This window comes from Marinobacter sp., assembly GCF_048259445.1.
In the GTDB taxonomy this organism is placed as follows: domain Bacteria; phylum Pseudomonadota; class Gammaproteobacteria; order Pseudomonadales; family Oleiphilaceae; genus Marinobacter.
In genome coordinates this window covers 1-25,729 of the sequence record NZ_JBLXHQ010000035.1, presented here as the reverse complement: position 1 = coordinate 25,729, position 25,729 = coordinate 1, and the positions used below count along the sequence as shown (strand labels likewise).

The window sequence follows — 25,729 nt, the reverse complement described above, 5'->3', positions numbered from 1 at the left end:
CCAATGCTGTGGGTTAAAGCCTTCCACATTATTTCTCTGGTGTGCTGGTTCGCCGGCATCTTTTATCTGCCAAGGCTGTTTGTCTATCATGCTGCCTGTGAGGATGACCCGGGGCGTGAACGTTTCAAAATAATGGAACGAAAACTCTATCGGGGCATTACAACACCTTCGATGGTTGCCACCGTTATATTTGGCGTATGGTTGCTTAGCTATAACGTATCAGGCTATTTCAGCCAGGGCTGGCTGCACGCAAAACTGGTGCTCGTGGCTTTGCTGATCGTATATCACTTTTACTGCGGGCACCTGGTAAAAGTGTTTCGCGATGATCTCAACACACGCGGCCATGTATTCTATCGCTGGTTCAATGAATTGCCGGTTTTCGTCCTGCTCGCAGTTGTCATTCTTGCAGTTGTTAAACCTTTCTAGGGAGCTCTAGCCATCAGACACTACACCCGCCCTCAGGTACTTGTTCTTTCTGGCCTGGACCCTTCCGGCGGCGCCGGCATCCAGGCGGACATTCAGGCCATAACGTCACTGGGGTGCCATCCATTGCCGGTGCTCACGTGCCTGACTGTCCAGGATACCCGGAATGTTTACGGTGCCGAAGCGGTAGACCCTGACCTGATTCGTCAGCAACTCCAGTGCATTTCTGACGATGCCCCCATACACGCTATCAAAACCGGCGCCCTGGGAAACGCAGCGGTCGTTGATGTGCTGGTGGAATTCCTTGAAAAGCACCCGGACATTCCCGTGATAACCGACCCGGTAATAAAAGCTGCCGGGGGCGGAGACCTTGCGGATAAAGATATTCTTGCCCGGATGAAAGAGCGGCTGTTTCCACTGGCCGAGATGATCACTCCGAATGGCGAAGAGTTGATACTACTGGGGGAAAACGACAACCCCGACGAGGCTGCACGCAAACTGCTCGAGAACGGCTGCGTGTCAGTCCTTGCGACAGGGGGCCACGGCACCGGCATTCGCATCACAAATACGCTTTATAACCATTCACCAAAACCCATGACGTGGGATATCGAGCGTATTGGCGGCGAGTACCACGGTACCGGCTGCACTCTTGCAGCCGCAATTGCCGCCGGGCGGGCTCAAGGCCTTTCACCCCGGGCAGCCATCTCTCAGGCCCAGAACTATGTGCACCGCACGATTCTGCACGCACTTGAGGTAGGCAGAGGCCAGCCGGTTCCCGACCGGGGCATTCTGTGGGAGCGATGAACATATCCGTACCAATCGGCCTTTACGCGATTACCGACAGCCAGCTTACAGCTCCGGAAACGTTGGTTGCTTCCGTGGAGGCGGCAATTCGCGGCGGAACAGTGATGGTTCAATACCGCGAGAAGTCCGCGCCGATGGCCGAACGCCTTGCACAAGCCAGAAATCTGCAGTCAGTATGCGCTGCAGCCAGGGTTCCATTGCTCATTAACGATGATGCGAGGCTTGCAAAACGCGTAGGAGCAACAGGTGTGCACCTTGGCCAGTCAGATGGCTCTGCTGCCGAGGCGCGCCGTCTGCTCGGAGATAATGCAATTATCGGCATTACCTGCCATGCAGACCTGGCACTGGCAAAGACAGCTCTAGAGGCAGGTGCAGACTACCTGGCCTTTGGTCGCTTTTTTACATCGACAACCAAACCGGATGCTCCGGCCGCCGCAACCGATATACTGGCGGAAGCAAGGCGCTTCAACCTGCCGGTTACCGCGATCGGCGGCATCACCACAGAGAATGGTGAGCAGCTCATCCGGGCGGGCGCCGATCTGCTGGCGGTTGTCGGCGGGCTTTTCGGAGGCAGCCCCGAAGCCACCGAACAGAAAGCAAGAACGTTTCAGAGGCTGTTTGCCAGCCACCACCCACTCTTTCAATACCCCGATAACAGGAGCTCTTTCAAATGACGCACTCCGAAACCCTGTTCGAACAGGCTCAGAAATACATCCCCGGTGGCGTTAACTCCCCGGTTCGCGCGTTTCGCGGTGTGGGCGGCACCCCGATCTTTTTTAATCATGCCCAGGGCGCATACCTTTACGACGAGGATGGCCAGAAGTACATCGATTATATAGGCTCCTGGGGCCCGATGATTATTGGCCATTCAGATCAGCGCATCAAAGATGCTTTGCACGCACAGGTAGATCTTGGTGTCGGCTATGGTGCGCCCACAGCAATTGAAACCGATATGGCCCGCAAGGTTTGCGAGCTGGTGCCCTCAATTGACCTGGTGCGCATGGTGAACTCCGGCACAGAAGCCACCATGAGCGCGATTCGACTGGCCCGTGGCTACACCGGCCGCGACATAATCGTGAAATTCGAAGGCTGCTATCACGGGCATGTGGATTCGCTGCTTGTAAAAGCTGGCTCTGGTGCGCTGACCCTGGGCGTTCCCAACTCACCCGGCATACCCGCTTGCCTGGCCGAGCTCACGCTGACTCTCGATTTCAACGATATCGAAGGCGTACGCAAAACCTTCAAAGAAATGGGGGACCGGATTGCCGCCATTATCGTAGAGCCGGTTGCTGGCAACATGAACTGCATTCCGCCGGTTCCGGGTTTCCTTGAAGGTCTTCGGGAAGTCTGCGATGAGCATGGAACCGTACTGATTTTTGACGAGGTTATGACCGGGTTTCGGGTATCTCTCGGCGGGGCTCAGGGTCTGTACGGGGTGACACCGGATTTGACGGCGCTTGGCAAGGTCATTGGCGGCGGCTTGCCTGTTGGCGCCTTCGGAGGCAAGCGTGAGATTATGGAACACATCTCCCCACTCGGGCCTGTTTATCAAGCCGGCACATTGAGCGGGAACCCTCTGGCAATGTGCGCAGGTCTGGCCACGCTGAATGCTATTTCAGAGCCCGGCTTTCACGACCGCCTAACAGAGAAAACCCTCGCGTTACGGGAGGGTTTGAAGGCCGCGGCAAACGCTACCGGGATTCCGCTGGCGGTTCAGGGCGCAGGGGCAATGTTTGGCTTTTTCTTCACAGAAGAATCCAGCATTACGCGCTTTGATCAGGTTATGGCCTGCGACGTGGAGCGTTTCAAGAAGTTCTTCCAAGGCATGCTGAAAGAAGGCATCTACCTTGCCCCTTCAGCCTTTGAAGCTGGCTTCACCAGCGCTGCCCTGACGGAAGAAGATATTGCCGATACGGTCAAAGCTGCGAAAAAGGTTATGGCTACGCTTTAAAAACCAGACAACTAATCTCTCGAATTGGCTCCCGGCAGGATCCAGCGCATTAACATATCCTGCCGGGCCAGCCTTGCGAACACCGTCACACTTTGACGGTAACACATCAGGTTTGCCCCTTCTGCCGTTGACTTACCCACCCTGCTGATCAAATTATGGCCACATCTCAATTGAGATGCTCTGCCGGCATAAACTTAACAAGAACAACATGGAAGTAAGCAAACAGAGGCCTCGGGCCGGAACGCTCGCGCGCTCGGCACAGGTAAGCAGTATCTGGAGCAACCCGTTAGGTTGAGCCGCAGTTTGAATAACAAACACAACATCAAACTGTAGGAAAAGACAATGAAACTCTGGATCAAGACATTAGCACTGGTCGTAACCATTGCCTGGTCGGCTCCCTCTGCCGCCTGGTGGTGGAACCCCAAACCGGCAACCTACGCCGACACCCGTTACCCCGTTGTGCTGGTTCACGGCATGTTCGGCTTTGACTCTATAATTGGCGTGGACTACTGGTATGGCATCGCCGAGGATCTGCGCAAGAATGGGGCGGATGTCTATACCACTCAGGTTCCTGCACTGGACAGCACCATCGCCCGCGGAGAAGCACTTTTACCTCAGATAGAGGCCATTGCGGCCGTCCACGGCAAGGTAAATCTGATCGGCCATAGCCATGGTGGGCCCACCGCCCGTTACGTTGCCCGGGTTCGGCCTGATCTGGTGGCCTCAGTAACGTCCGTTGGCTCTCCCCATACCGGATCTCCCGTTGCCGACCTCATCTACAACTCGCCGGCCGAGGGTCTGGCCGTAACCCTGGGCAATGCCCTTGGTGGTCTCATCGATGCTCTGTCCGGTGGCGGTTACAATCAGGACGTACGCTCCAGTTTGCAATCACTGACCTCCCAGGGAAGCGCCGAGTTCAACAACTTTGCGCCGGCCGGTATGCCAGCCTCGGCATGCGGTGAGGGTGCTTATTCAGCAAACGGTATACGGTTCTATTCCTGGGGCGGCACGGGGGTTCTGACCAACGTGCTGGATCTTTCAGATGCCTTGCTGGGTACAACCAGACTAGCCTTCGGTTTCGGCCAGAATGATGGGCTCGTGGGCCGTTGTAGCAACCACTTCGGCAAGGTAATTCGCGACAACTACTTCATGAATCATCTGGATGAAGTCAATCAATTACTGGGTCTGCACAGCCTGTTTGAGACAGACCCCAAGGCGGTATACAAGCAGCACGCCAACCGGCTCAAAAACGCCGGACTGTAAGCACCGAAGCTTCCTGTCCGGAGAACCCTCCGGACAGGAGCGTTCAGCAATGATTTCGCTACAGGGCTGAAGCCCGCTCTTCTGCCTGGCTGGCTCCCGCCACATTGCCCCGCGCTCTGCGGATATCCGCCAGCAATAACCAACCTGCTCGTTGTAAACGGGTATCATTGCCCGCCAGCGATAAACCTTTCAGGGTAAACTGCTCGGCTGGCCCCAGCTTGTTACCTGCCACATAGGCTTCCGAAAGTTTAAAATAGATCTCTGCAGACCTGGGCGCGATACGCTGCGCGCGCTCCAACCGAACAATAGCTCCCTGGGCATCACCATTCTTCAAAAGGTTGTCTGCATCGCGAACCAGGCTCAGAGCCGCGGGTGAGAGCTCATCCCCTGCGTCACGGTAACTGGGTTTATTGCTGCGCTGTGCCTGCTCTGGCTCCCGGGATTCAGTCTGTTCGCTTTTGCGCCAGACCTGAGGCACTTCTTTATCCTCGACCGTTTGTGGCGGCTCCGGCGCGCGGGCAGAACCACCTGCCGGTACATAGATGGAGCCGCCCGGGCCTGAGGCGCACCCAGCCAGACTGAGAAGAGCCGCCAACATACCCACATGAAAAAAACCTTGCCTGCTCATTGGAACAATCCTTCAAACCAGCCTCGAATTTTCCGCTCCAGGGTACCGGAGCAGGACACCCTCTGTGTCGGCTCGCTACCTGATATGAACGGGAGAAGGCGCGCATTATCGCAATACTCGTCGGTTAATGCCTGTTTTTCAGGATTGACCCAGTGATAGCTCACACCGTCGGGCACTACCGGGGAAAATCCGTGTTGTGGAACCTGCGCCATGAAACGCGACCACACGGGCAAAGCCCCGGTGGCTCCTGTCAGGGCTGTCGGGCCATTATCGTCACGCCCTACCCAGGCAACTGCCAGCAAATCACCACTGAACCCGGCAAACCAGGAATCGCGACCGTCATCGGTTGTTCCGGTTTTACCGGCGAGCGTCAGCTCCTTCGGAACCGAATAGTAAGCCGAGCGCCCAGTGCCTTCCTGCATGGTTTCCTGCATTGCATACTGCAACAGGTGAACCGCAGCGGGGTCCGCGACCTGGTCCACCTCCAGCCGATAGCGGGAAAGCGCTTGCCCGTCGGCATCCGTCACTTCGCGGATGGTGCGCAACGGCGTGTTGAATCCTGATGTCGCCAACCCCTGATAGATCTGAGCAACGGTTACCGGACTCATGGCAACAGATCCAAGCAGCATGGAAGGATATTCAGAAATAGGCGAAACCACACCAAAGTCTTGCAGGGTCTTGCGAACAGCCGGGACACCCACATCCAGACCTACCCTTACCGCCGGAAGATTGTACGACTTTGAAAGAGCCCGGTGCAGGGGGACTTCCCCACGCTCTTCGCCATCGTAATTTTTAGGCGTCCAGCGCTTTCCGTCATCGAACTCCAGCGTGAAAGACTTGTCCAGCACCGGCGTCATCAGGGTATAGCGTTCCGGTTGTTCCAGTGCTGTCAGGTAGGTAAAGGGTTTGATCAGGGATCCAATCGGGCGGTTGGCGTCCAGTGCCCGATTAAAACCGGCAAACTGCGGGTCTTTTCCGCCAACGAGCGCCAGCACCTCACCCGTGTCCTTGGCTGTCACCACAAGCGTCGCTTCCAGAGCCCTGGCCATGTCACCGCTGGCCAGCCTTGGCAATGTGTCAGTGACCGCGAACTCAGCGGCGTACTGAATAGCCGGGTTAAGCGTCGTAAATATCCGAAGCCCTTCGCTGCGCAGATCCTCCTCTTTGTAGTCCCGCGCCAGGTGTCTTCGAACAAGATCAATATAGGCAGGGTAACGATTTTCCGAGTAGGACGGCTTTGCGCTGACGCCTAATGACGAGCCCCTAGCACGGGCGGCTTTCGGCGCATCAATAAGGCCCGCATCTTCCATCTCACTGATAACCAGGTTCCGGCGCTGTGTTGCCCGCTCCGGGTGCCGACGCGGATTATAGTAACTAGGCCCTTTGACCATGCCCACCAGCAGGGCGATCTGATGCACACCAAGGTCTTTCAGTGACTCACCAAAATAGAACTGACTGGCAAGCCCGAACCCGTTAATGCTCCGGGTGCCGGCTTGCCCCAGATACACTTCGTTCAGATAGGTCTCCAGTATGTCGTCTTTCTCGTAATGCAGTTCTAGCAGAATCGACATCAAGGCCTCATTACCCTTGCGCAACAGGGTCTGATCCCGGGTAAGAAAGAAGTTTTTTACCAGTTGCTGGGTGAGCGTACTGCCGCCCTGTACAATTTGCCCTGCGCGCATATTCGCCAGCATAGCGCGGCCGATAGAGGCCGGAGCAATTCCGAAGTGATCGTAGAACTTCCTGTCTTCAACCGCCATCAGCGCAACAGGCAACAGAGCCGGAACTTCATCCAGACGCACAAGAATCCGGTCTTCCTTGTGAGCAGGATAGATCCCACCGATACGAGCCGGCTCAAGCCTCACAATTGCCGCATTGTCACCAGCCGAAATGGAAAAATCCTGAACCCGATCACCGTAGATATTCAACGAAAGCTTTCGCCGCGGCTCATCACCATCAGGGAAACGAAAGCCCCGGGTGCTGATAATAAAATGCCCGCCATTGCGACGATAGCTGCCAGGTTTTGCGCCATCACCTTTTCTGTAGCCAGACAGCGCCAGCTCTCGCTCAAGTGCCCCAGAGCTTACACCCGCGCTGTCGTACAGCTCCAGCGGGCGCGCGTAGACCCGCGAGGGCACTTCGAATCTCCGACCTTCAAACCGGTCGGTTACAACTGCATCGAGATAGACCATCCATCCCGCCAGCAATACAAGGCCGATAGTGGACACACGGAAAAACATTTTCCAGAACCAGGACCCTCGTCCTTTCCGGCTGTTTTTACCTTGGGATTTTCTGTTTGGCTTCGAAGATGAGCTGCTTTTTTTCATGAATGGATTATAACGAAGCCTGCATGACATAAGGCAGGCCAACTATGTGTTATTTCTGTAACCTGCCCGTTATGATGGGGCAATAAAAATCAATGAGTTCAGGGAAGCGAGGAGCACACCGTGAGTGAAACATCCCCAGGCAATCTGTTACTGGCACTGCAGGACCCCGAGCTGTACGACCATCCGGTTGACGGATTCCAGATTATCGAAACTCACATCTCCCAGGTAATTCTTACTGGCCAGTACGCCTACAAAATCAAGAAACCTATGAATTTCGGTTTTCTTGATTTCTCCACGCTGGATCGTCGAAAGCACTTTTGTGAGGAAGAGCTGCGCCTGAACCGTCGCCTGGCGGAGCCACTTTATCTGGACGTTATCCCTGTTACCGGAACCCCGGATCAGCCGGTCATCGGCGGCGAGGGCGAGCCATTCGAATACATGCTGAAAATGCGCCAGTTCCGTCAGAATCAGTTATTTGATCACATGCAGGAGACAGGTGTTCTTGAACCGGAGCTGTTGTCCAGCCTCGCACAACAGGTGGCGGGCTTCCACGACAGCCTGGAGCCGATAGCAGACGAAAAACCTCTGGGCACTCCGGAAGCTGTGTACGAGGCCATGCAGGAAAACTTTGACCAGATCCGGCCGATGATCGATGACGGCGACCTGCTGAGCCAGCTCGATAATCTTGAGGCCTGGACACAAACCACCTTCGAGCGCCACCGCGATCTTATTGCCAGGCGGCGTGCAGATGGTCTGGTGCGGGAATGCCATGGCGACCTGCATCTGGCTAACATCACCGTATACGAAGGCAAGGTGACGGTTTTTGACTGTATCGAATTCAACGAGCCCTTCCGCTGGATTGATGTTATCAACGATCTGGCATTTTTGCTGATGGACCTTGAATCCCGGCGCGAGCCGGCTCTGGCAAACCTCGTTCTCAACACTTATCTGGAATATCGCGACGATTTCGAGGCCCTGCCTCTGCTGCCTCTCTACAAAGCGTACCGCGCGCTGGTGCGGGCCAAAATTGCTCTTTTCACTATGGCCAATCCATCCCTGAGTGAAGAAGAAAAAACGTCCCTTATGCAGCGCTATCGCGATTATGCCCAACTGGCAGAAGACTACAGCAGCATTCCGAATCGCTATCTGCTTGCCACTGTGGGCCTGTCTGCCAGCGGTAAAACCTGTGTAAGCGCCGCATTGTCACACGAACTTGATCTGATACGCCTGCGCTCTGACGTTGAACGCAAACGCCTGCACGGACTCGCACCCCTGGAAAACAGCCAGTCGCCCACCGGAGGGCATCTGTACTCCACCGAAGCCAACGAAAAAACCTATGAGCGCCTGGCGAGGCTGGCCAGCGATGTACTCGCTTCGGGCTTACCGGTTATCGTCGACGCCGCCTGCCTGAAGGAGCGAGAGCGCGCTCTGTTTGCGGCCGTCGCCGAGAGCCAGGGTGTGCCCTATGCACTGATTCACTGTGAGGCTCCGGAGGAATTGCGTAAGGAATGGGTACGCAAACGCAAGGGCGATGCCTCAGAAGCGACAGAGGAACTGCTGGACGTCCAGAAAGACTGGTTTGAACCCCTGACGGCAGATGAAAGCAGCTACACCGCCCACCTGCGCAGCGATCAGGAGCATGTTGCAGAGGCCGTTGCGGACCGAATCCGACAGCATTTTGGCCTGCCCCCCAGGTAAATATCTTGCGCCCAGGGCCTCAAAAGCGTTCAGCAAGCTGCACTTGCTGAAGAACCGGAACAGAACGACATTAAGGATAGATCATGGAAAACGATACCGTGCGCCATATCAAAGACCCGCTCTACGAAACGCTTCGCAAAGAAGATATCGCTGCCTTCAATGCCGAAAAATCAGCGCGAGCTGACCTGCCCAGCTTCGCCCATGGTGACTTTCGGGGCCTGGAATTACGTGGGCTGGACGCCCATGGGCTTGACATGCGCCACGCCTATTTCCGGGGTGCTGACCTCAGGGGCATAGATTTCAGCCAGGCAAATCTGGAGGGCGCCAGCCTTGCCGGCGCAAAGATCTCCGGATGCTTCTTTCCTCAAAGGCTGAAAGCCGATGAGATCTTGATGTCTCTGAACCATGGTACGCGGATGAGATACAGCGCTGAGTGATGAGCGATACGCAAGCGAGCCAGTGGCAGCCAGTGTGCTCCATGCAGACGCTACAGGCGAGCCAGTTCGTTGAGTTTTCGCTGGCCACTGTAGCGCAGGGCGAAGATACCCTGCCCCTTACGGGTTTCATCTTTCTGGATGGCGCCACCCCCAGGGCCTACCTGAACCGGTGTCCCCACATGGGTGTCGAGCTTAACTGGATGCCGGGCCGTTTTATGGATAGCGACAACCTGTTCCTCCAGTGCTCGACTCACGGCGCCCTGTTCAAACCCGGTGACGGTGAGTGTATTGCCGGGCCTTGTCAGGGTGATGCACTCTCTGCTCTGGATATACGGCAAACCGAAGAGACCCTGGAAGTCAGACTTCCAGAATAACCGGCACAGCTTCCGTCAAAACCATCTCGCCGGATGGGCTTCCATCGTCATTTGCCAGGCTCGCCCGGTAGGCCATAACCTCAACGCCCGCATCGCACGCCTGACGCAATAACTGACCGTAATGCGGGTCGATATGATCCGCAGGGCGCACAGTTTCAATCCCCGTATGATTCACCACGAAAAACAGCACTGCGCGGTCACCAGACGCCACCTGAGCCATAAGCTCTCGCAGATGCTTCTGCCCGCGGGTTGTTACTGCATCCGGAAAGAAACCCTGGCCATTTTCCTCAAGGGTTACGTTCTTCACTTCAACCCAGGCATCCGGCTCTGCCTCATGCCCGGAGAGCAGCAGATCAATCCGGCTTTTTTCTTCTCCATACTTTACCTCTGAGCGGCACTGACTGTAGCCGGACAGTTCGCTGATACGGTTTGATTCGATCGCCTCACGCGCCTGCGCGTTGGGCCTGGCCGTATTCACACACGCAATAGCGCCAGGCTCAGTTTCAACCAGCTCCCAGGTATACGGCAACTTGCGCGCCGGGTTGTCGCTTCGGCTCAGCCACACTCTGCCATCAGACGGCTGACACCCCAGCATGGAACCGGTATTCGGGCAATGGGCTGTTACCTCAGTACCATCCGGCAATCGAACATCTGCCAGAAAGCGTTTATAACGTCGAATCAGACGCCCCTCAATCATGGGTTCGGGAAACTTCATAGGCTCTCCATTTGCGAAGTAGGCATCACAGGGCTGGCACCTCTGTGACTAATCTGCTATTTTCCGCCAAATCCCGATTCAGGACGACTGCTTCATCCAGGTTATTGCCGCGCCGCAGCGGGGGCTGGCGCGCAGGAAAGCAAAGCATCCTTGTGAAGTATAAAAAAGAGGCCGGGTTCAATGGCAAATACATCTAACGAAAGTTTCACCAACTTCACCCCTTATGAAATGAAGAAGGGTGAAGACTACATGAGTGCTGACATGCGAGAGCACTTCAAAGAGCTGCTGCGGCAATGGAAGCAGGAGCTTATGGAAGAAGTAGATCGCACAATGCATCACATGCAGGAAGATGCAGCAAACTACGCGGATCCCAGTGATCGCGCAACTCAGGAAGAAGAATTCAGTCTGGAACTGCGCACCCGCGACCGTGAGCGCAAGCTGATCAAGAAAATCGACCAGACCATAGACCGCATCGACAAAGACGATTACGGCTTTTGCGACCAGTGCGGAGTTGAAATCGGTACCCGTCGCCTCGAGGCACGCCCCACAGCGACGCTGTGCATCGATTGCAAAACACTGGCCGAAATCCGCGAGCGCCAAACTGGCATCTGAGACACCAAGCCCGACCAGGCCGGCCCAGTCCTTCAAGGCCATGCCGGCCAATCAGTCTTATCCATGATCACTCTTCGCACATACCGGGGCCGCTTCGCCCCCTCACCCACCGGGCCACTTCATTTCGGCTCTCTTGTTACCGCTCTGGCAAGCTATCTGGAAGCCAAGTCCTGCGAAGGACAGTGGTTCATCCGAATTGAAGACCTTGACCCACTACGGGAACCACCGGAAGCCACCGGCGAAATTCTCCACAGCCTTGAAACCCACGGTTTGTTTCCCGATGCACCGGTACTGTTTCAGTCCCGGCGTCACGAGGCCTATCACTCAGCCATTGAAAATCTGTCAGGAACAGGTCGGGCCTATCGCTGCAGCTGCTCACGAAAACAGCTCCAGGCCAATCACGGCCGGCACCCTCTGCATTGCAGAGATGCCAGCACCACGTCGTCCGATCAGCCCTTTGCCATACGCTTTGCGCTCACCGATGAAGAGTGTCACTGGCAAGATCAACTACTGGGGCCGCAGCATCAAACGGTCCGCGCAGAAATTGACGATCCGGTTATTTTGCGAAAGGAAGGCTTTTTTGCCTATCAGCTTGCCGTGGTGGTCGATGATATCGAGCAAGGTATTACAGATGTGGTGCGTGGCTCAGACCTGCTGGACATGACGGCTCAACAATTGCAGATTTATCGTGCCCTGGGTGCAACGCCACCACACTGGCTTCATATTCCGGTGATTGTTAACGATCAGGGACAAAAGCTGTCCAAACAGAACCACGCCCCGGCGCTGGACAACCATACACCGGTAAAAAATCTTTTCGCGGCACTGACGGCTCTGAATCAGCAGCCACCACAAACATTGTTGAGCGGCTCGGTTGCCGGTCTTCTGGAATGGGGCTGCTCCCACTGGAATCGCGGAGCTGTTCACCTGACATCCCGGTGACTGTCGTGGTATAAAGCCTTTCACAAACTTCAGCGCGGATCGCATGCCTGATGTATATCTACCGTCTGGTTTTTCTGCTGGTTCTGGCCATTTATATCTTTTCGCCCAACATACTCGACTGGTGGACCTCCCCGGGGAACGCCTGGTACAGCCCCTTTGTGGTATGGGCAGGCCTGATAGCCATAGGGTTCTGGCTTGAATGGCGGCGGGACCCCAATGAGTTTTAGTGCTTCAGGGCTTTTGCTTGCCAGCTTGCTGTACCTTGTCATTCTGTTCGGCATCGCCTGGATGACAGAGCGTGGGCTGATACCCCGACACTGGGTACGCCACCCTCTGGTTTACACTCTGAGCCTTGGCGTATATGCCGGAATCTGGGCCGTTTACGCAGCGATCGGCATGGCAGCTGAATCCGGTTACGGCTTTCTCGCCTATTACCTCGGTATCAGCGGCGCCTTCCTGCTTGCCCCCGTCTTACTCAACCCGATCATGAGGATTGGCCGGGCCTACCAACTGACCTCACTGGCCGACCTGTTTGCCTATCGATATCGCAGCCAGTGGGCCGGAACGCTTGTTACCCTGTGCTCTGGTGTAGCCATACTTTCTCTGCTGAGCATGCAGATACAGGCAGTATCGACCTCCGCCAGCATCCTCGCGCCGGACACCTCACCTCGACTGATCAGCGTTATGTTCAGCCTCATCGTGGTGTTGTTTGCCATGCTGTTTGGCGCCCGCCGCAATCAGGATGTAGAAAACCATCCGGGGCTGGTGCTCGCCATTGCTTTCGACTCACTGATCAAACTTGTTGCCCTTCTGGTCATTGGTGGCGTCGTTTTTTTCGGCGTGTTTGATGGTATGAGCGGCCTGGAGACCTGGCTGGCAGGTAACACTGCTCCGGCCGCTACCATATCCATGAGCGTTGACGACGGTAGCTGGCGCGCACTCATGCTGATGTCATTTGCAGGAGCGCTGGTATTGCCGCATATGTACCACATGACGTTCAGCGAGAACCCGTCACCCAAAGCTCTGGCAAAAGCCAGCTGGGGATTACCTCTCTACCTGTTATTCCTGGCCATTCCCGTGCCGCTGATTCTGTGGGGAGGGCAGGCCCTCGGAGTTACAACTGGCCCAAACTTTTACACTCTCGGAGTTGCGCAGGCACTGGAAACCCCCGCACTTACGCTTTTTATGTACATTGCCGGGCTTTCGGCCGCCAGCGGCCTGATGATTGTCAGCACTCTGGCACTCGCCGGAATGGTATTGAACCACGTGGTGCTGCCACTGAAGACTCCAAAAGACCAGGGGGATATCTATCGCTGGCTGCAATGGACCAAACGCCTGCTGATTGCCGCAATCATCCTCCTTGCGCTGCTATTCCACGAAACTCTTGGCAAAAATCTGGACTTGTCCATTCTCGGGGCGATTTCGCTTTCCGGAACCCTGCAATTACTTCCTGGCGCCCTGGGCGTCATCTACTGGCCCGAGGGCAACCGCCGCGGATTGATTGCGGGGCTTGTTGTCGGCCTGGTGATCTGGGCGGTAACACTGGTACTGCCGTTCTCCCACACTGCCAACCTGCTTGAATGGCTGGGTGCACCCCTGATTCCAGATTACAGTAACTGGCACATATTTACGTTTGTCAGCCTGACCGCAAACGTCGCAGTCTTCGCACTGATCTCGATTCTCAGCACAAGCACCAACGAAGAAACCAGCGCTGCACAGGCTTGCTCTCTGGGCGCACTCTCTCGGCCCCAGCGCCGCGAACTGCTTGCAAGTTCCTCCTCTGACTTTGTGCGCCAAATGGCCGAACCTCTTGGCCTGGGTGTCGCGAAACGGGAAGTAGAACGAGCTCTCGGACAACTCAAACTCCCCAGTGTTGAATACCGACCCTATCAACTAAGGCGGCTTCGCGATCAGGTTGAGATCAACCTCTCGGGCTTGCTTGGGCCGTCCGTGGCCCGGGACATGGTAAAGCGCCATCTCGGCTTCAAACCTATGACCCGAGGCGGCACCGCTCAGGACATTCGCTACGTTGAGCGCGCTCTGGGAGACTACCAGAACCGTCTGACCGGCCTCGCAGGCGAGTTGGACAATCTGCGCAGACACTACCGTCAGACCCTGCAAAATCTGCCGATTCCCGCCTGCTCAGTGGGCGAAGATGGTGAAATCCTCATGTGGAACCATGCCATTGAAACACTCACAGGCATCACCGCTGACGATGTTGTGGGCGCCCGGCTGATGGCGTTGCCCGTCCATTGGCACCACCTGCTGGATGACTTCAACAGCGGCGAGGACCTGCACCGCTACAAACACCGGCTGGACCTGAAAGGCAAGCCGCACTGGCTGAACCTGCACAAAGCGGCCCTCAGCGGGCCCGACCATCCGGATGGAGGCAGCATCATTCTGGTAGAGGACCAGACGGAAATACGACTGCTTGAAGATGAACTGATGCACAGCGAACGCCTGGCATCGGTTGGTCGCCTGGCAGCAGGCGTAGCTCACGAAATTGGTAACCCGGTGACAGGCATATCGTCCCTGGCACAAAACCTCAAACTGGAAACCGATAACCCCGACATTCTTGACACGGCCAGCCAGATTCAACAGCAGACCCGGCGCATATCAGCCATTCTGCAATCTTTGATGAATTTCGCGCGCACGGGAAACCATGCTCAGGCCAACCGATATGAGCCCGTGAGCATACGCCGCTGTGTCGATGAATCCATCAATCTGTTGTCCCTGAGCGATAAAGGGCTCGGGATTAGTTACATAAACGACTGCCCGGAAACCCTCCAGATACTGGGCGATGAGCAGCGGCTTGTGCAGGTTTTTGTAAACCTTCTGGCCAACGCCCGCGACGCGTCGCCCGAGGGCGGGGCAATCCGGGTGACTGGCAAGGATGACGGCTACTCGGCTATCATCGAAGTTGTTGATCAGGGCTCAGGAATTCCTGTGGATCAACTTGACCATGTGTTTGAGCCCTTCTACACCACCAAAGCAACCAATGAGGGAACGGGTCTGGGTTTGTCGCTGGTGTACAGCATTATTGAAGAACATTACGGCAACATTCAGGTTGAAAGTCCTGCTGATCCGGCAACCGGGGTCGGCACGCGTGTAAGACTGAAACTGCCAGCTTATGAGCCGGAGACAGACAACTCCGCCATCCGCCCGAATTAAAGGTTCTGAAACTGCCATGCCCCGTATTCTGATCGTGGAAGATGAAGACATTATTCGCTCCGCCGTCCGCAAGCTGTTATTGCATGCCGGTTATGAGGTCGAAGATGTCGGTTCTGTGGAAGAAGCAGAGCAGGAGCACGACCCGGACCAGTTCGACCTGATCATTTCTGACCTGCGCCTGCCCGGCGCAGCCGGCACGGAACTGATCAACCGCGCACCGAACACACCGGTGCTGATCATGACCAGTTACGCCAGCCTGCGTTCCGCCGTGGATTCCATGAAGATGGGGGCGGTGGAATACATAGCCAAGCCTTTTGATCACGACGAAATGCTTGCAGCAGTAGAGAGTATCCTCACCCGCACAATGTCGTCGGTCCCGGAACGCCAGGGGGATACCGCAGCGGCTTCGGAAAACGGCGATCCGGCCAGCATCATGTACGGCCAATGCGAGCCCATGCAACGAGTGTTCACTCTCATACGCAAAGTGGCTCCAACGGAAACAACCGTGCTGGTACAAGGGGAATCCGGCACTGGTAAAGAGCTTGTTGCCCGGGCGCTACACCTTTTAAGCCCGCGCGCCACAAAGCCGCTGATCTCGGTAAACTGCGCAGCCATTCCGGAAAGCCTGATCGAATCCGAGCTGTTCGGGCATGAGAAGGGCGCATTCACGGGTGCGGTGTCGGCCAGAACCGGCCTGATTGAGGCCGCTGATGGTGGCAGCCTGTTTCTGGACGAGATCGGTGAACTGCCTGCAGAGGCGCAAGCACGTTTGTTGCGGGTACTCCAGGAAAGCGAGATCCGCAAGGTGGGCTCAACACAGAGCCGGAAGGTGAACGTACGAATGATTGCCGCGACTCACCGTAACCTTAAGGCAATGACCCGCACCGGCGGCTTCCGGGAAGATCTTTACTACCGCCTGAACGTGATGCAGATACGGATTCCACCTCTGCGAGAACGGCAGAGCGACATCCTCGGGCTTGCACGGCGTTTTCTTGTAGCCCAGGGCGGCAGAGTGGGCAAACCCAACCTGAACCTCAGCCCCGAAGCAATGCGGGTGCTTGAGCGACATCGCTGGCCCGGCAACGTAAGAGAGCTGGAAAATGCCATAGAGCGAGCCAGTATCCTTTGCGACGGGGACATCATCACACCCTCGCTGCTGGACCTCGACGGCGAGGGTGGTGACGAGTACATTCCCGAAACTCTGGTGGAAGGCAACAATGAACCGCTCCGCTCCCGTGACGCGGACAACGCCAGCGACCTTTCTCTGGAAGATTACTTCCAGCATTTTGTACTGGAAAACCAGGATCGCATGAGTGAGACCGAACTGGCACAGAAACTGGGTATCAGCCGAAAATCACTATGGGAGCGCAGGCAGCGGCTCGGCATCCCCCGAAAGAAGACATCTGGAAACTGAATTATAAGCTGGCACTCACCCGTCCCACTCAAAAAGTATGAATCCATACTCAGTTGTTACCGCATGTTCCTCTTGGTAACACTCCATGGCGAAAGACTGGTTACGGGTAACACTTATATAGGATACGGGGTAACACTTACGTATCGAAAAATAGCAACTTACTGTTTATAAAGCACTTTTAAAAACTGGCACACCATCTGCACTCTATTTAGCGCACGACAACAAAAACAAGAGTGACAAAGCAGCGCTTCAACAAAAACAAAAAGCTGCGGGAATACGTTCAGCAACAAAAACAAAAAGAGAACGTGAGCGAATTGAGTGTTTTGGGTACTTTGCTTTTTTGGTAGTCCCTTGGCACGTGCGAGTTGTAGAGATGCAAAGAAGAATCACCCCTGAGGTGACGCAGCACCTACCAATGACTTGCTCGATGTCTTTGATTACTCATTGTGTTCAAAGCTTTCCGTTTGCACTGCTGAGACGCCTCAATTTGAGGATATACAGTGGGGTACAAAAACGAAGAAAAATCCCGGCAAAAAATAAAAACAATGCAGATAGTCAACGTTTTGAGGGCGGATTCGTGAAAGCGGATCCGCCTTTTGATTATCTGGCGTTCGCAAGATTCCGAGGCAAACGTGTGCAAATCCTGCTTAAACCGTTAAACTCACGGTTTTTGCTCAACGCAACCACGGATTTCAATGCCAAAAACACTTTCCTCCATCTTCGAACAATCCGTCGGCAAGCTCCGTTCTTTCATTCCTGGTAAAGGGAAGAAAAAGGTACGGGCCTACCAGCGACAGGAAATCTCCAGAGACCAGCACAACGTCTCACGCTCTGCTATCAGCGAGCCTGCCAAGAAAGTTCTTAGCCGGCTCAACAAGTCCGGCTATGAGGCTTACCTTGTAGGCGGAGGTGTACGCGACATCCTTTTGGGCCAGCAGCCCAAAGATTTTGATATCGCCACTAACGCCACCCCTGAAGAAGTTCACGATCTGTTCCGCAATTCCCGTCTTATAGGTCGGCGCTTCAGGATTGTTCACGTGGTATTCGGACGCGAAGTCATTGAGGTAACCACATTCCGCGGAAACGCGGGCGAAGCCGACGACGACAGCACCGACGATGACAGGAAAACCAGCGAGCACGGCTTGCTGCTGCGTGATAACGTTTATGGCAACCAGGAAGAAGATGCCCTGCGCCGGGACTTTACGGTCAATGCACTTTACTACTGCATCCGCGATTTCACGGTCATTGATTTTGCCAACGGCATTGAAGACCTTCGCAACCGGCAACTCCGCCTGATTGGTGACCCGGAAACGCGCTACCGGGAAGACCCGGTTCGCATGCTTCGCGCAATCCGCTTTGCTGCCAAACTGGGCTTTGATATAGAGCCGGAAACCGAAGCTCCCATCCAGAATCTGGCGCCATTACTGACTCACATCCCCGCGGCCCGTCTGTTCGAGGAAGTTCTCAAACTGTTTTCGGCCGGGTACGGTGAAGCCACCTATGATCTGCTCACCCGCTACAACCTTCTGGCGCCGCTATTCCCTGAAACCGTCAAGGCCATTGATGCCGGCGAGCCGGACGAGCTGATTCGCCAGGCATTGCGCAACACCGATGCCCGGATCGCGCAGGGAAAGTCCGTTACGCCTTACTTTCTGTTTGCAGCCATGCTCTGGCCCGCACTGCAAAGAGAATGGAATCACCGCCAGGATAACGGCGACCCGGTGCAGCCGGCACTTCACGGCGCTATCGGCAAAGTCATTGGCCGTCAGGTACAGGCAACCTCTATACCCAAGCGATTCTCAGGTCCTATGAAGGAAATCTGGGAACTGCAGATGCGCCTGCCTCGCCGTCAGGGCAAACGAGCCTTTGTGACCATGAGCCACCCAAGGTTTCGTGCAGCCTATGATTTTCTGCTGGTCCGGGAAGCCTGCGGTGAAATCGAGCCCGGGCTGGGCGAATGGTGGACCGAGTTTCAGCGGATGGATGAGCGTGGGCAGGAGCGCATGCTTTCAGAGCTCAGCAGCGATGCACCGAAAAAGCGCCGTCGCCGCAAACCGGTAAAACGGCCAGCGCCCTGATGAAAACTGACGCCTTCATTGGCCTGGGCAGCAACCTGCAAAAGCCTGCAGCCCAGCTGGCAAGGGCTGTAGCTGAATTATCCGCCTTACCCGACACCACACTTGTTGCGCAGTCGCCTTTTTATGCCAGCAGCCCGGTCGGCCCACAGGATCAGCCGGATTTTGTGAACGGGGCGGTATGGCTCAGCACCGGGCTTGACCCGCACACTCTGCTCGATCACCTTCAAACCATCGAACAGGCTCACGGGCGCGAACGGCTCCGGCACTGGGGCCCACGTACTCTGGATCTTGATCTGCTGGTGTTCGGCAACCTGGTACTGAATGACGACAGGCTTACCGTTCCCCACCGGGAGCTCCCGAACCGGGATTTCGTGCTTCAGCCGCTGCTGGACCTGAAACCGGATCTGACACTACCGGAAGGCACCGCAATCGCGACCCTGAGGGCACAATGCCCGGACAATCGGTTGCGCAAACTTCCACCTCCGGATTACCCTTAGCATCTGAACGCCGGCTATCCCCGGCACGGTCTTGGCCCACCTACCCAAAAGGCAAGGATTTTATGGCTGTTACCATCAATACCCTGCGGGAATATAAACAGAAGGGCGAAGCCTTTTCTGCCCTCACCTCCTACGACGCCACCTTTGCCCAGGTCGTCAGCGAAGCCGGGGTGGACGTTATTCTGATTGGCGACTCGCTGGGCATGGTTCTTCAGGGCCATGACAGTACCCTGTCGGTCACCATGGACCAGATCGTTTACCACGTCAGCTGTGTTGCCAAAGGCAACCGCGGTTCTCTGATCATGGCAGACATGCCTTTCATGAGTTATGGAACGGTAGACGTCGCATTAGAGAATGCCGCCAGGCTCATGCGGGCAGGTGCCCACATGGTAAAACTGGAAGGCACCGACTGGATGAAAGAAACCATTACCGCACTTTCTGACAGGGCCGTACCGGTTTGCGCACATTTGGGCCTGACCCCACAATTCGTCAACAAATTTGGTGGTTACAAGGTTCAGGGGCGCGATGAAAAATCGGCGGATATAATGATCGATCACGCCTGCGAACTCGTTGCTGCGGGCGCTGACATAATCCTTCTGGAATGTGTTCCTGCGCCTCTGGCCGCACGTATTGCAAAAGCTGTCACAGCTCCTGTTATCGGCATCGGGGCAGGCTCCGATACCGATGGCCAGATTCTGGTACTGCACGACATGCTGGGAATTACTACGGGCCGCAAACCACGCTTCGTGAAAAACTTCCTGGCAGAGACCGACTCCATTCAGGAAGCCATTGCCGCCTACGCAAAAGCCGTTAGGGAGCGCACATTTCCGGCCGAGGAGCATACGTTCAAGGCATGAGAACCGTCCATTCACTGAAGGAGCTGCGTGCCATTCTCCGCGGCTACCGCCAGCAGGAAAAGACCATCGGCCTGGTTCCGACCATGGGGAACTTGCACGAGGGGCATATTTCACTGGTTCGCAAGGCTGCCGAAGCGGCAGATATTGTGGTCACCAGCATTTTCGTCAACCCGATGCAGTTCGGTGCCAACGAAGATCTCGATACCTATCCTCGCACGCTGATCGAAGATCAGGAGAAGCTCGGCGCGGCGGGTAACACGCTGGTATTTGCGCCCTCCGCCGAAGAAGTCTATCCGGATGGTCTTGCCCGGCACACCCGGATAGTTGTGCCGGAGGTCAGTGACGGGCACTGCGGTGCAAGCCGTCCGGGGCACTTTGAAGGTGTCGCAACGGTGGTGTCTGTGCTGTTCAACATGATCCAGCCTGACTTCGCCGTGTTCGGTGAGAAAGACTTCCAGCAACTGGCGGTCATCCGCAAGATGACGCGGGATCTGATGATGCCGGTTGAAGTGATCGGCGCGCCAACCATTCGGGAAGAAGACGGCCTGGCCAAAAGCTCGCGGAACGGCTACCTCTCTGAACAGGAGCGTATGATTGCTCCCGCCATCTATCAGGCACTGAAAGCCACCTCTGAAAAAATTGCCAGCGGTCGCGAGGATTTTCATGCGCTGGCACAGGAGGCAGGGAATAGCCTGCGCGAAGCCGGCTTGAGCCTGGATTATTTTAACATTGCAAACAGCCAGACCCTGAAGCCTGCCGCACCGGAAGACCGGGAAGTTACGCTGTTAGTGGCAGCTTTTCTTGGCACCACCAGGCTAATTGACAATATCTCAGTCACCCGCTGAGACACTGCGCCAATAAACCAGGAAAGGACTCTCAGATGACCGCGCCAAGCTCCGCACTGACATCAAAGCCCGAGTGGCAGGAACTGGCGGCCCGCCGGGAACGCCTGCAACATAGCCCCATGAAAACGCTGTTTGCAGACGACCCCGCCCGGGCAAAACGGTTTTTTATTGAAGGCGCGGGCTTGTCTCTGGACTTCTCCAGAAACCGGCTTACGGATGATGTGTTCAAGGGGTTAATGGCCCTGGCTCGCAGTTGCGCGCTGGAAGAGCGCAGAGCGGCCCTGCTGCGTGGGGACAAGGTGAACATTACCGAGGATCGCCCGGCACTTCACACCGCTTTACGCAACCCGGGGACAGACACCATCATGATCGATGGCGTAGATGTGATCGCCGAAGTAGGCGCCACACTGGCCCGCATGGATACCTTCGTACAAGAGGTGCTGGGCCAGTCACGCTGCGGTTATACCGGTAAGGCATTTACCGATGTCGTCAGCATCGGCATCGGTGGCTCTTTTCTTGGACCAAAACTGGTGACCGAGGCCCTTCAGCCGTTCCGCGCGCCAGGCCTGCGGTGCCACTATGTAGCCAACATCGACGGCACGGAAATCTGCGAGACCCTTGCAACAGTAAATCCGGAAACCACTCTGTTCCTGGTTCAGTCAAAATCTTTTGGCACGCGGGAGACACTGGAAAACAGTAAAGTCGCCCGTAAATGGTTCATCGAGCGCAGCGGCAACAAACAGGCTGTTGCCAGCCACTTTATGGCAGTGACCGCCAATCTGACAGCCGCACAGGACTTTGGTATCGATCCCGACAACGTATTCCCGATGTGGGATTGGGTAGGTGGGCGTTACTCTCTCTGGTCTGCCATTGGCCTACCCATAGCACTTACGGTCGGCATGGATAACTTCCGCGCCCTGCTCGCCGGAGCGCATGCAATGGACACTCATTTCCGCGACGCACCTCTGGAAGAGAATCTGCCTGTTGTGATGGCCATGCTGGGCATCTGGTACAGCAATTTCTGGGGCGCAGAAACCCACGCCATACTGCCTTACGATCACTACCTGCGCAGTTTGCCAGATCATCTGCAGCAACTGGATATGGAAAGCAGCGGCAAGCGGGTAAATCAACATGGCGAAGCGCTGAAATATAATTCAGGGCCGGTTATCTGGGGTGGCGTCGGCGCTAACGGCCAACACGCCTATCATCAGCTAATTCATCAGGGTACTCGCCTGATTCCGGCTGATTTCATCATTCCCCTGCAAACCCATAACCCGGTTGCAACACACCACGCGGATCTTTTTGCCAACTGTCTGGGCCAGTCCCGCGCAATGATGGCCGGAAAGACTCTGGAAGAGGCCAGAGCCGAACTGACAGCAAGCGGTATTGACGAGGCAGATGCAGAACAACTGGCGCCACACAAGGTTATTCCGGGGAATCAACCCAGCAACACTCTGATGATGAAAAAGGTAACACCGGAAACCGTCGGTGCGCTGATCGCGCTGTACGAACACCGCACCTTTGTGCAGGGTGTTATCTGGGATCTTGATTCGTTTGATCAGTGGGGCGTTGAGCTGGGCAAGAAACTTGGTGAGAGCATTCTACCGAGACTGCTGGAATCAGCAAAATCTGACGAGGCCAGTGACAGCGCGACAGACAATCTGATTGCGCTGTTCCGCTCAGCAAACGGCCTTTGAAATCACTCGCCCCTGCCAGCTGAAGTTCACTGGCCAGAGTTTCTGGTCAATATCATAAGCCTGCCAGAGTTCAAGGTAGCTCACCCGGCATATCGGGTGCTTCACTGCCGGTGCGATATCTGCCAGAGGCCTCAGAACAAAAGCATTCTTGAGAATCTCGCCTCGGGGCAACTCCACACCATCCATTCGGCCCACTGCATCGCCGTAGGTCAGAATATCGAGATCCAGCGTTCTTGCGCTGAACTTCGGGGCCTCTCTGCGTCGGCCGTTTTCTGCTTCCAGTTGTTTGAAGTGCTGTGAAAGCTCGCCCACAGAAAGATGGGTCATGACACCCACAACCAGATTAAGAAACGGGGAGCCATCAAACCCAACCGCTTCACTTTCGTATACCGGAGAAATTTCAAGCTCACCAAACCAGCCCGCCAGTGCGTCGAGAGACGCAAGCACGTATCGCTCCCTGTCAATATTACTGCCAATACTGATATAAACCGGAACCTGATCAGCCATTGTCGAGCTCTCCTTCACGAGCAGACCTTTCTATGCAGACACCCACAGACCTGGCCGCTGGCACGGCTCCGGGCTTGCGCAGCGTCAGCCGAAGCCAGCTAACACCAAACTCCCGCTGCAAAACTTCCGCCAGAACCTCAGCACCGTGCTCCAGCAGTTTTGGCTCAAGCGCTTTCAGGCATTGCTCTACCCGCTCACTGACCGCGGCATAATCAAGCGCATCCGCCACATCATCAGACTTTCCTGGAATACGGTTATCCCAGGCCATTTCAAGATCTACAACCAGCACCTGGGTCACTTCCCGCTCCCAGTCGTATACACCCACCACAGTTTCTACAACCAGGCTTTCGATCAATACACTGTCTGCCAAGAGGGCTCCCGGGGCTATCCCACACACTGCTGATTGAAAAACGTACAAACTGCGGATACTGTAACTACGCCAGCCTGCAAATTCAGGGCCGGCATTTTCGCACATATTACCCTGATACGTCTTTGTCCCCGAGCTCGCAAAATGGTCCTGAGTGATCCGGTAACAACTGTTCTGCTGTGTATCGCTGCCTATCTGGCCGGTTCAGTGCTGTTTGCACTGCCGGTTTCCCGGCTTTGGGGGCTGCCCGACCCAAGGGCTCAGGGCTCCGGGAATCCGGGCGCAACCAACGTCTACCGGACCGGTGGCTGGTTACCTGCTCTGGTTACACTGACTCTGGATGCGGCCAAAGGCTGGCTGCCCGTCTGGCTCGCACACAACGCAGGGCTCTCCCCCCTGGTACAGGCGACAGTAGCACTTTGCGCCGTAACCGGGCACATGATTCCGGCATTCTACAGATTCAAGGGTGGCAAAGGCGTAGCAACCGCTCTGGGCGCAGGCCTTGCGCTGGCGCCGGTTACGACGCTCGCAATGGCCGCACTGTGGTTACTGGTACTTTGGCGCTGGAAGATATCGGCACTGGCGTCCGTAACAGCCATCATCAGCGGGCCGGTCATCAGTGCCTTCATTGAACCGGAAAACCTTCCTATGTTTGGCCTGCTGTCCATCCTGGTCGTCGTGCGTCATCGTAATAATCTGATACGGCTCGCCCAGGGGCGGGAAACCGGCGTCTGATTCCGCCCTTATTCAGTCGACAAGCCCTGTCAGCCGCGCCTCCGTGAGCGGCGGTAATTCATTCATGGGCCATCTGGGCACGGCCACAATTCGCTCGCCATCACATTGCCCCGCCTTCAGGCGCTGAGCGCCAGCGTAGGCGATCATTGCTCCATTATCTGTGCAAAACTCCGGGCGGGCATAAAATACCTGAGCGAGAAGTTTTTCAGCCATCTTTTCCAGCGCCGCACGCAATCTCTTATTGGCGCTCACCCCTCCCGCAATCACCAAGCGATTACAGTTCGTTTGCTCAAGTGCTCGCCGACATTTGATCACCAGAGTTTCCACCGCAGCCGTTTCAAAGGCCAGGGCGATATCAGCGCGTACCTGGTCGTTCAGACCCTCGGCTGATTTTCTTTCTGCATTGACCGTGTTGAGGGTAAAGGTCTTCAGACCACTGAAGCTGAAATCCAGGCCAGGCCGGTCTGTCATCGGCCGGGGAAACCTGTATCGGCCGGGCACGCCCTTTTCGGCCAGCGCGGCTACCCGGGGGCCGCCAGGATAATCCAGCCCCAGCATTTTTGCGGTTTTATCGAACGCTTCCCCGGCCGCATCGTCTACAGACTCACCGAGCATTTCATATTCCCCGATTCCATCCACACGTACCAGCTGCGTATGACCGCCCGAAACCAGCAGAGCCACAAACGGAAATGCCGGCGGGTTATCTTCCAGCATCGGCGCAAGCAAATGGCCTTCCATGTGATGGACGCCCAATACCGGTATGCCAAGGGCAAAGCCAAGAGCGTGAGCAACCGAACCACCCACCATAAGAGCCCCGATCAGGCCCGGGCCCGCAGTGTATGCAATACCCTCAATGTCTTTTCGGGTGCGCCCGGCGTCTGCGAGAACCTGATCACAGAGAGGCAAAAGCTTGCGAACATGATCACGGGATGCAAGCTCCGGCACCACGCCTCCATAATCAGCATGCATATCGACCTGACTGAACAGCGCGTGGCTCAACAGCCCCTTGGCGGTGTCAAACAAGGCGACGCCGGTTTCATCACAGGAAGTCTCAATACCCAGGATCAGCATATAATCTGGCCATATCGGTTAGCGAAAAATGGATAAACGATGCGCATTTTAGCAGAAACCCGAAACTCACTGGCAGTTTCATCCAACAAACATTGACCTTGCCACGACCCAGGCGCTATCATTGCCGCCCTAAATTACGAACTGGTCGAGTTTTAGCCAATCTGACCAGGAATCGAGAGAATCGAGCCAGTCTGGCACTGCCAGATGCGCATCTAAATGAAACCGAATCTATCAGGTAGGTGATTGTCGAATGCCAGCTGTTAAAGTGAAAGAGAATGAACCGTTTGACGTAGCACTGCGTCGCTTCAAGCGTTCTTGC

26 protein-coding genes are annotated in these 25,729 nt (G+C 55.8%); 20 read left to right on the top strand and 6 right to left on the bottom strand.

Annotated features, from left to right (window positions below; genetic code table 11):
* The first annotated feature begins 3 nt into the window (after positions 1 to 3).
* The 5 genes from hemJ (at position 4) to ACN0RL_RS18330 (ending at position 4,441) form a co-directional block, all read left to right on the top strand.
* Entirely contained in the window at positions 4 to 426 is a 423-nt protein-coding gene (hemJ, locus tag ACN0RL_RS18350) for a protoporphyrinogen oxidase HemJ (protein WP_417519441.1), read from the top strand.
* 12 nt (positions 427 to 438) lie between these two features.
* Positions 439 to 1,227, top strand: a complete 789-nt coding sequence (thiD, locus tag ACN0RL_RS18345; protein WP_417519459.1) for a bifunctional hydroxymethylpyrimidine kinase/phosphomethylpyrimidine kinase — start codon at positions 439 to 441, stop codon at positions 1,225 to 1,227.
* Positions 1,215 to 1,901 (top strand): thiamine phosphate synthase, encoded by a 687-nt coding sequence (gene thiE / locus ACN0RL_RS18340; protein WP_417519439.1) that lies wholly within the window; start codon positions 1,215 to 1,217, stop codon positions 1,899 to 1,901. Before thiD ends, thiE begins: the two co-directional genes overlap by 13 nt.
* The gene (hemL, locus tag ACN0RL_RS18335) at positions 1,898 to 3,178 is read left to right on the top strand and encodes a glutamate-1-semialdehyde 2,1-aminomutase (RefSeq protein ID WP_417519437.1); all 1,281 of its coding nucleotides are present in this window, start codon (positions 1,898 to 1,900) and stop codon (positions 3,176 to 3,178) included. Before thiE ends, hemL begins: the two co-directional genes overlap by 4 nt.
* Positions 3,179 to 3,520: 342 nt before the next feature.
* Positions 3,521 to 4,441 carry a lipase family alpha/beta hydrolase gene (locus tag ACN0RL_RS18330; RefSeq protein WP_417519435.1) on the top strand — a complete coding sequence of 307 codons (921 nt, stop codon included), beginning with the start codon at positions 3,521 to 3,523 and terminating at the stop codon, positions 4,439 to 4,441.
* A 58-nt stretch (positions 4,442 to 4,499) separates the two neighbouring features.
* On the opposite strand, the gene ACN0RL_RS18325 is transcribed toward ACN0RL_RS18330, so the two are convergent.
* Positions 4,500 to 5,069: a tetratricopeptide repeat protein gene (locus ACN0RL_RS18325; protein WP_417519433.1), complete on the bottom strand. Its 570-nt coding sequence runs from the start codon at positions 5,067 to 5,069 to the stop codon at positions 4,500 to 4,502.
* Complete coding sequence (gene mrcB / locus ACN0RL_RS18320; protein ID WP_417519431.1) at positions 5,066 to 7,309, bottom strand: penicillin-binding protein 1B; 2,244 nt, start codon at positions 7,307 to 7,309, stop codon at positions 5,066 to 5,068. The genes ACN0RL_RS18325 and mrcB overlap by 4 nt, the downstream gene beginning before the upstream one ends.
* 207 nt (positions 7,310 to 7,516) lie before the next feature.
* On the opposite strand from mrcB, the gene ACN0RL_RS18315 reads away from it, so the two are divergent.
* The 3 genes from ACN0RL_RS18315 to ACN0RL_RS18305 all read left to right on the top strand — a co-directional run bounded on the left by ACN0RL_RS18315 (position 7,517) and on the right by ACN0RL_RS18305 (position 9,905).
* Positions 7,517 to 9,094 carry an AAA family ATPase gene (locus ACN0RL_RS18315; protein ID WP_417519429.1) on the top strand — a complete coding sequence of 526 codons (1,578 nt, stop codon included), beginning with the start codon at positions 7,517 to 7,519 and terminating at the stop codon, positions 9,092 to 9,094.
* A gap of 83 nt (positions 9,095 to 9,177) precedes the next feature.
* Positions 9,178 to 9,531, top strand: coding sequence for a pentapeptide repeat-containing protein (locus tag ACN0RL_RS18310; RefSeq protein WP_417519427.1), 354 nt, complete (start codon positions 9,178 to 9,180; stop codon positions 9,529 to 9,531).
* Positions 9,531 to 9,905 (top strand): Rieske (2Fe-2S) protein, encoded by a 375-nt coding sequence (locus ACN0RL_RS18305; protein WP_417519425.1) that lies wholly within the window; start codon positions 9,531 to 9,533, stop codon positions 9,903 to 9,905. Before ACN0RL_RS18310 ends, ACN0RL_RS18305 begins: the two co-directional genes overlap by 1 nt.
* On the opposite strand, the gene sfsA is transcribed toward ACN0RL_RS18305, so the two are convergent.
* Complete coding sequence (sfsA, locus tag ACN0RL_RS18300; RefSeq protein WP_417519423.1) at positions 9,889 to 10,620, bottom strand: DNA/RNA nuclease SfsA; 732 nt, start codon at positions 10,618 to 10,620, stop codon at positions 9,889 to 9,891. The two genes, ACN0RL_RS18305 and sfsA, sit on opposite strands and share 17 nt — an antisense overlap.
* Positions 10,621 to 10,800: 180 nt before the next feature.
* Here sfsA and dksA point away from each other — a divergent pair, with 180 nt between their 5' ends.
* The 10 genes from dksA (at position 10,801) to pgi (ending at position 22,730) form a co-directional block, all read left to right on the top strand.
* Positions 10,801 to 11,232 carry an RNA polymerase-binding protein DksA gene (gene dksA, locus ACN0RL_RS18295; RefSeq protein ID WP_417519421.1) on the top strand — a complete coding sequence of 144 codons (432 nt, stop codon included), beginning with the start codon at positions 10,801 to 10,803 and terminating at the stop codon, positions 11,230 to 11,232.
* Positions 11,233 to 11,295: 63 nt separating this feature from the next.
* Positions 11,296 to 12,171 (top strand): tRNA glutamyl-Q(34) synthetase GluQRS, encoded by an 876-nt coding sequence (gene gluQRS, locus ACN0RL_RS18290; protein ID WP_417519419.1) that lies wholly within the window; start codon positions 11,296 to 11,298, stop codon positions 12,169 to 12,171.
* A gap of 50 nt (positions 12,172 to 12,221) precedes the next feature.
* Positions 12,222 to 12,398 (top strand): hypothetical protein, encoded by a 177-nt coding sequence (locus ACN0RL_RS18285; RefSeq protein ID WP_291946205.1) that lies wholly within the window; start codon positions 12,222 to 12,224, stop codon positions 12,396 to 12,398.
* Entirely contained in the window at positions 12,388 to 15,342 is a 2,955-nt protein-coding gene (locus ACN0RL_RS18280) for an ATP-binding protein (RefSeq protein ID WP_417519416.1), read from the top strand. Before ACN0RL_RS18285 ends, ACN0RL_RS18280 begins: the two co-directional genes overlap by 11 nt.
* 16 nt (positions 15,343 to 15,358) lie before the next feature.
* Positions 15,359 to 16,756: a sigma-54-dependent transcriptional regulator gene (locus tag ACN0RL_RS18275; protein ID WP_417519414.1), complete on the top strand. Its 1,398-nt coding sequence runs from the start codon at positions 15,359 to 15,361 to the stop codon at positions 16,754 to 16,756.
* 695 nt (positions 16,757 to 17,451) lie between these two features.
* Complete coding sequence (gene pcnB / locus ACN0RL_RS18270; protein ID WP_417519412.1) at positions 17,452 to 18,834, top strand: polynucleotide adenylyltransferase PcnB; 1,383 nt, start codon at positions 17,452 to 17,454, stop codon at positions 18,832 to 18,834.
* The gene (gene folK / locus ACN0RL_RS18265) at positions 18,834 to 19,331 is read left to right on the top strand and encodes a 2-amino-4-hydroxy-6-hydroxymethyldihydropteridine diphosphokinase (RefSeq protein WP_417519410.1); all 498 of its coding nucleotides are present in this window, start codon (positions 18,834 to 18,836) and stop codon (positions 19,329 to 19,331) included. The genes pcnB and folK (ACN0RL_RS18265) overlap by 1 nt, the downstream gene beginning before the upstream one ends.
* A gap of 62 nt (positions 19,332 to 19,393) precedes the next feature.
* Positions 19,394 to 20,188 (top strand): 3-methyl-2-oxobutanoate hydroxymethyltransferase, encoded by a 795-nt coding sequence (gene panB, locus ACN0RL_RS18260; protein WP_417519408.1) that lies wholly within the window; start codon positions 19,394 to 19,396, stop codon positions 20,186 to 20,188.
* Positions 20,185 to 21,033, top strand: coding sequence for a pantoate--beta-alanine ligase (gene panC / locus ACN0RL_RS18255; RefSeq protein ID WP_417519406.1), 849 nt, complete (start codon positions 20,185 to 20,187; stop codon positions 21,031 to 21,033). The genes panB and panC overlap by 4 nt, the downstream gene beginning before the upstream one ends.
* A gap of 35 nt (positions 21,034 to 21,068) precedes the next feature.
* Positions 21,069 to 22,730, top strand: coding sequence for a glucose-6-phosphate isomerase (pgi, locus tag ACN0RL_RS18250; RefSeq protein ID WP_417519404.1), 1,662 nt, complete (start codon positions 21,069 to 21,071; stop codon positions 22,728 to 22,730).
* On the opposite strand, the gene folK (ACN0RL_RS18245) is transcribed toward pgi, so the two are convergent.
* Both folK (ACN0RL_RS18245) and folB read right to left on the bottom strand, forming a co-directional pair.
* The gene (folK, locus tag ACN0RL_RS18245; RefSeq protein WP_417519402.1) at positions 22,713 to 23,237 is read right to left on the bottom strand and encodes a 2-amino-4-hydroxy-6-hydroxymethyldihydropteridine diphosphokinase; all 525 of its coding nucleotides are present in this window, start codon (positions 23,235 to 23,237) and stop codon (positions 22,713 to 22,715) included. The genes pgi and folK (ACN0RL_RS18245) overlap by 18 nt on opposite strands.
* Positions 23,230 to 23,607 carry a dihydroneopterin aldolase gene (gene folB / locus ACN0RL_RS18240; protein ID WP_417519400.1) on the bottom strand — a complete coding sequence of 126 codons (378 nt, stop codon included), beginning with the start codon at positions 23,605 to 23,607 and terminating at the stop codon, positions 23,230 to 23,232. The genes folK (ACN0RL_RS18245) and folB overlap by 8 nt, the downstream gene beginning before the upstream one ends.
* 141 nt (positions 23,608 to 23,748) lie before the next feature.
* Between folB and plsY the strand changes: the two genes are divergently transcribed.
* Complete coding sequence (gene plsY, locus ACN0RL_RS18235; protein WP_417519398.1) at positions 23,749 to 24,339, top strand: glycerol-3-phosphate 1-O-acyltransferase PlsY; 591 nt, start codon at positions 23,749 to 23,751, stop codon at positions 24,337 to 24,339.
* Positions 24,340 to 24,351: 12 nt separating this feature from the next.
* On the opposite strand, the gene tsaD is transcribed toward plsY, so the two are convergent.
* On the bottom strand, positions 24,352 to 25,410 hold the full coding sequence (gene tsaD / locus ACN0RL_RS18230; protein ID WP_417519396.1) for a tRNA (adenosine(37)-N6)-threonylcarbamoyltransferase complex transferase subunit TsaD: 1,059 nt from the start codon (positions 25,408 to 25,410) through the stop codon (positions 24,352 to 24,354).
* Positions 25,411 to 25,660: 250 nt separating this feature from the next.
* On the opposite strand from tsaD, the gene rpsU reads away from it, so the two are divergent.
* A partial coding sequence (gene rpsU, locus ACN0RL_RS18225; protein ID WP_417519457.1) for a 30S ribosomal protein S21 occupies positions 25,661 to 25,729 on the top strand: 69 nt, incomplete at its 3' end.

Coding starts and splice junctions, on each gene's coding strand:
- ACN0RL_RS18325 (WP_417519433.1), bottom strand. CDS start 5,069: ATGAGCAGGCAAGGTTTTTTTCATGTGGGTATGTTGGCGGCTCTTCTC.
- ACN0RL_RS18305 (WP_417519425.1), top strand. CDS start 9,531: ATGAGCGATACGCAAGCGAGCCAGTGGCAGCCAGTGTGCTCCATGCAG.
- panC (WP_417519406.1), top strand. CDS start 20,185: ATGAGAACCGTCCATTCACTGAAGGAGCTGCGTGCCATTCTCCGCGGC.
- pgi (WP_417519404.1), top strand. CDS start 21,069: ATGACCGCGCCAAGCTCCGCACTGACATCAAAGCCCGAGTGGCAGGAA.
- dksA (WP_417519421.1), top strand. CDS start 10,801: ATGGCAAATACATCTAACGAAAGTTTCACCAACTTCACCCCTTATGAA.
- mrcB (WP_417519431.1), bottom strand. CDS start 7,309: ATGTTTTTCCGTGTGTCCACTATCGGCCTTGTATTGCTGGCGGGATGG.
- tsaD (WP_417519396.1), bottom strand. CDS start 25,410: ATGCTGATCCTGGGTATTGAGACTTCCTGTGATGAAACCGGCGTCGCC.
- ACN0RL_RS18275 (WP_417519414.1), top strand. CDS start 15,359: ATGCCCCGTATTCTGATCGTGGAAGATGAAGACATTATTCGCTCCGCC.
- ACN0RL_RS18280 (WP_417519416.1), top strand. CDS start 12,388: ATGAGTTTTAGTGCTTCAGGGCTTTTGCTTGCCAGCTTGCTGTACCTT.
- gluQRS (WP_417519419.1), top strand. CDS start 11,296: ATGATCACTCTTCGCACATACCGGGGCCGCTTCGCCCCCTCACCCACC.
- panB (WP_417519408.1), top strand. CDS start 19,394: ATGGCTGTTACCATCAATACCCTGCGGGAATATAAACAGAAGGGCGAA.
- ACN0RL_RS18285 (WP_291946205.1), top strand. CDS start 12,222: ATGTATATCTACCGTCTGGTTTTTCTGCTGGTTCTGGCCATTTATATC.
- ACN0RL_RS18310 (WP_417519427.1), top strand. CDS start 9,178: ATGGAAAACGATACCGTGCGCCATATCAAAGACCCGCTCTACGAAACG.
- hemJ (WP_417519441.1), top strand. CDS start 4: ATGCTGTGGGTTAAAGCCTTCCACATTATTTCTCTGGTGTGCTGGTTC.
- plsY (WP_417519398.1), top strand. CDS start 23,749: ATGGTCCTGAGTGATCCGGTAACAACTGTTCTGCTGTGTATCGCTGCC.
- ACN0RL_RS18330 (WP_417519435.1), top strand. CDS start 3,521: ATGAAACTCTGGATCAAGACATTAGCACTGGTCGTAACCATTGCCTGG.
- hemL (WP_417519437.1), top strand. CDS start 1,898: ATGACGCACTCCGAAACCCTGTTCGAACAGGCTCAGAAATACATCCCC.
- sfsA (WP_417519423.1), bottom strand. CDS start 10,620: ATGAAGTTTCCCGAACCCATGATTGAGGGGCGTCTGATTCGACGTTAT.
- folK (WP_417519402.1), bottom strand. CDS start 23,237: ATGGCTGATCAGGTTCCGGTTTATATCAGTATTGGCAGTAATATTGAC.
- folK (WP_417519410.1), top strand. CDS start 18,834: ATGAAAACTGACGCCTTCATTGGCCTGGGCAGCAACCTGCAAAAGCCT.
- pcnB (WP_417519412.1), top strand. CDS start 17,452: ATGCCAAAAACACTTTCCTCCATCTTCGAACAATCCGTCGGCAAGCTC.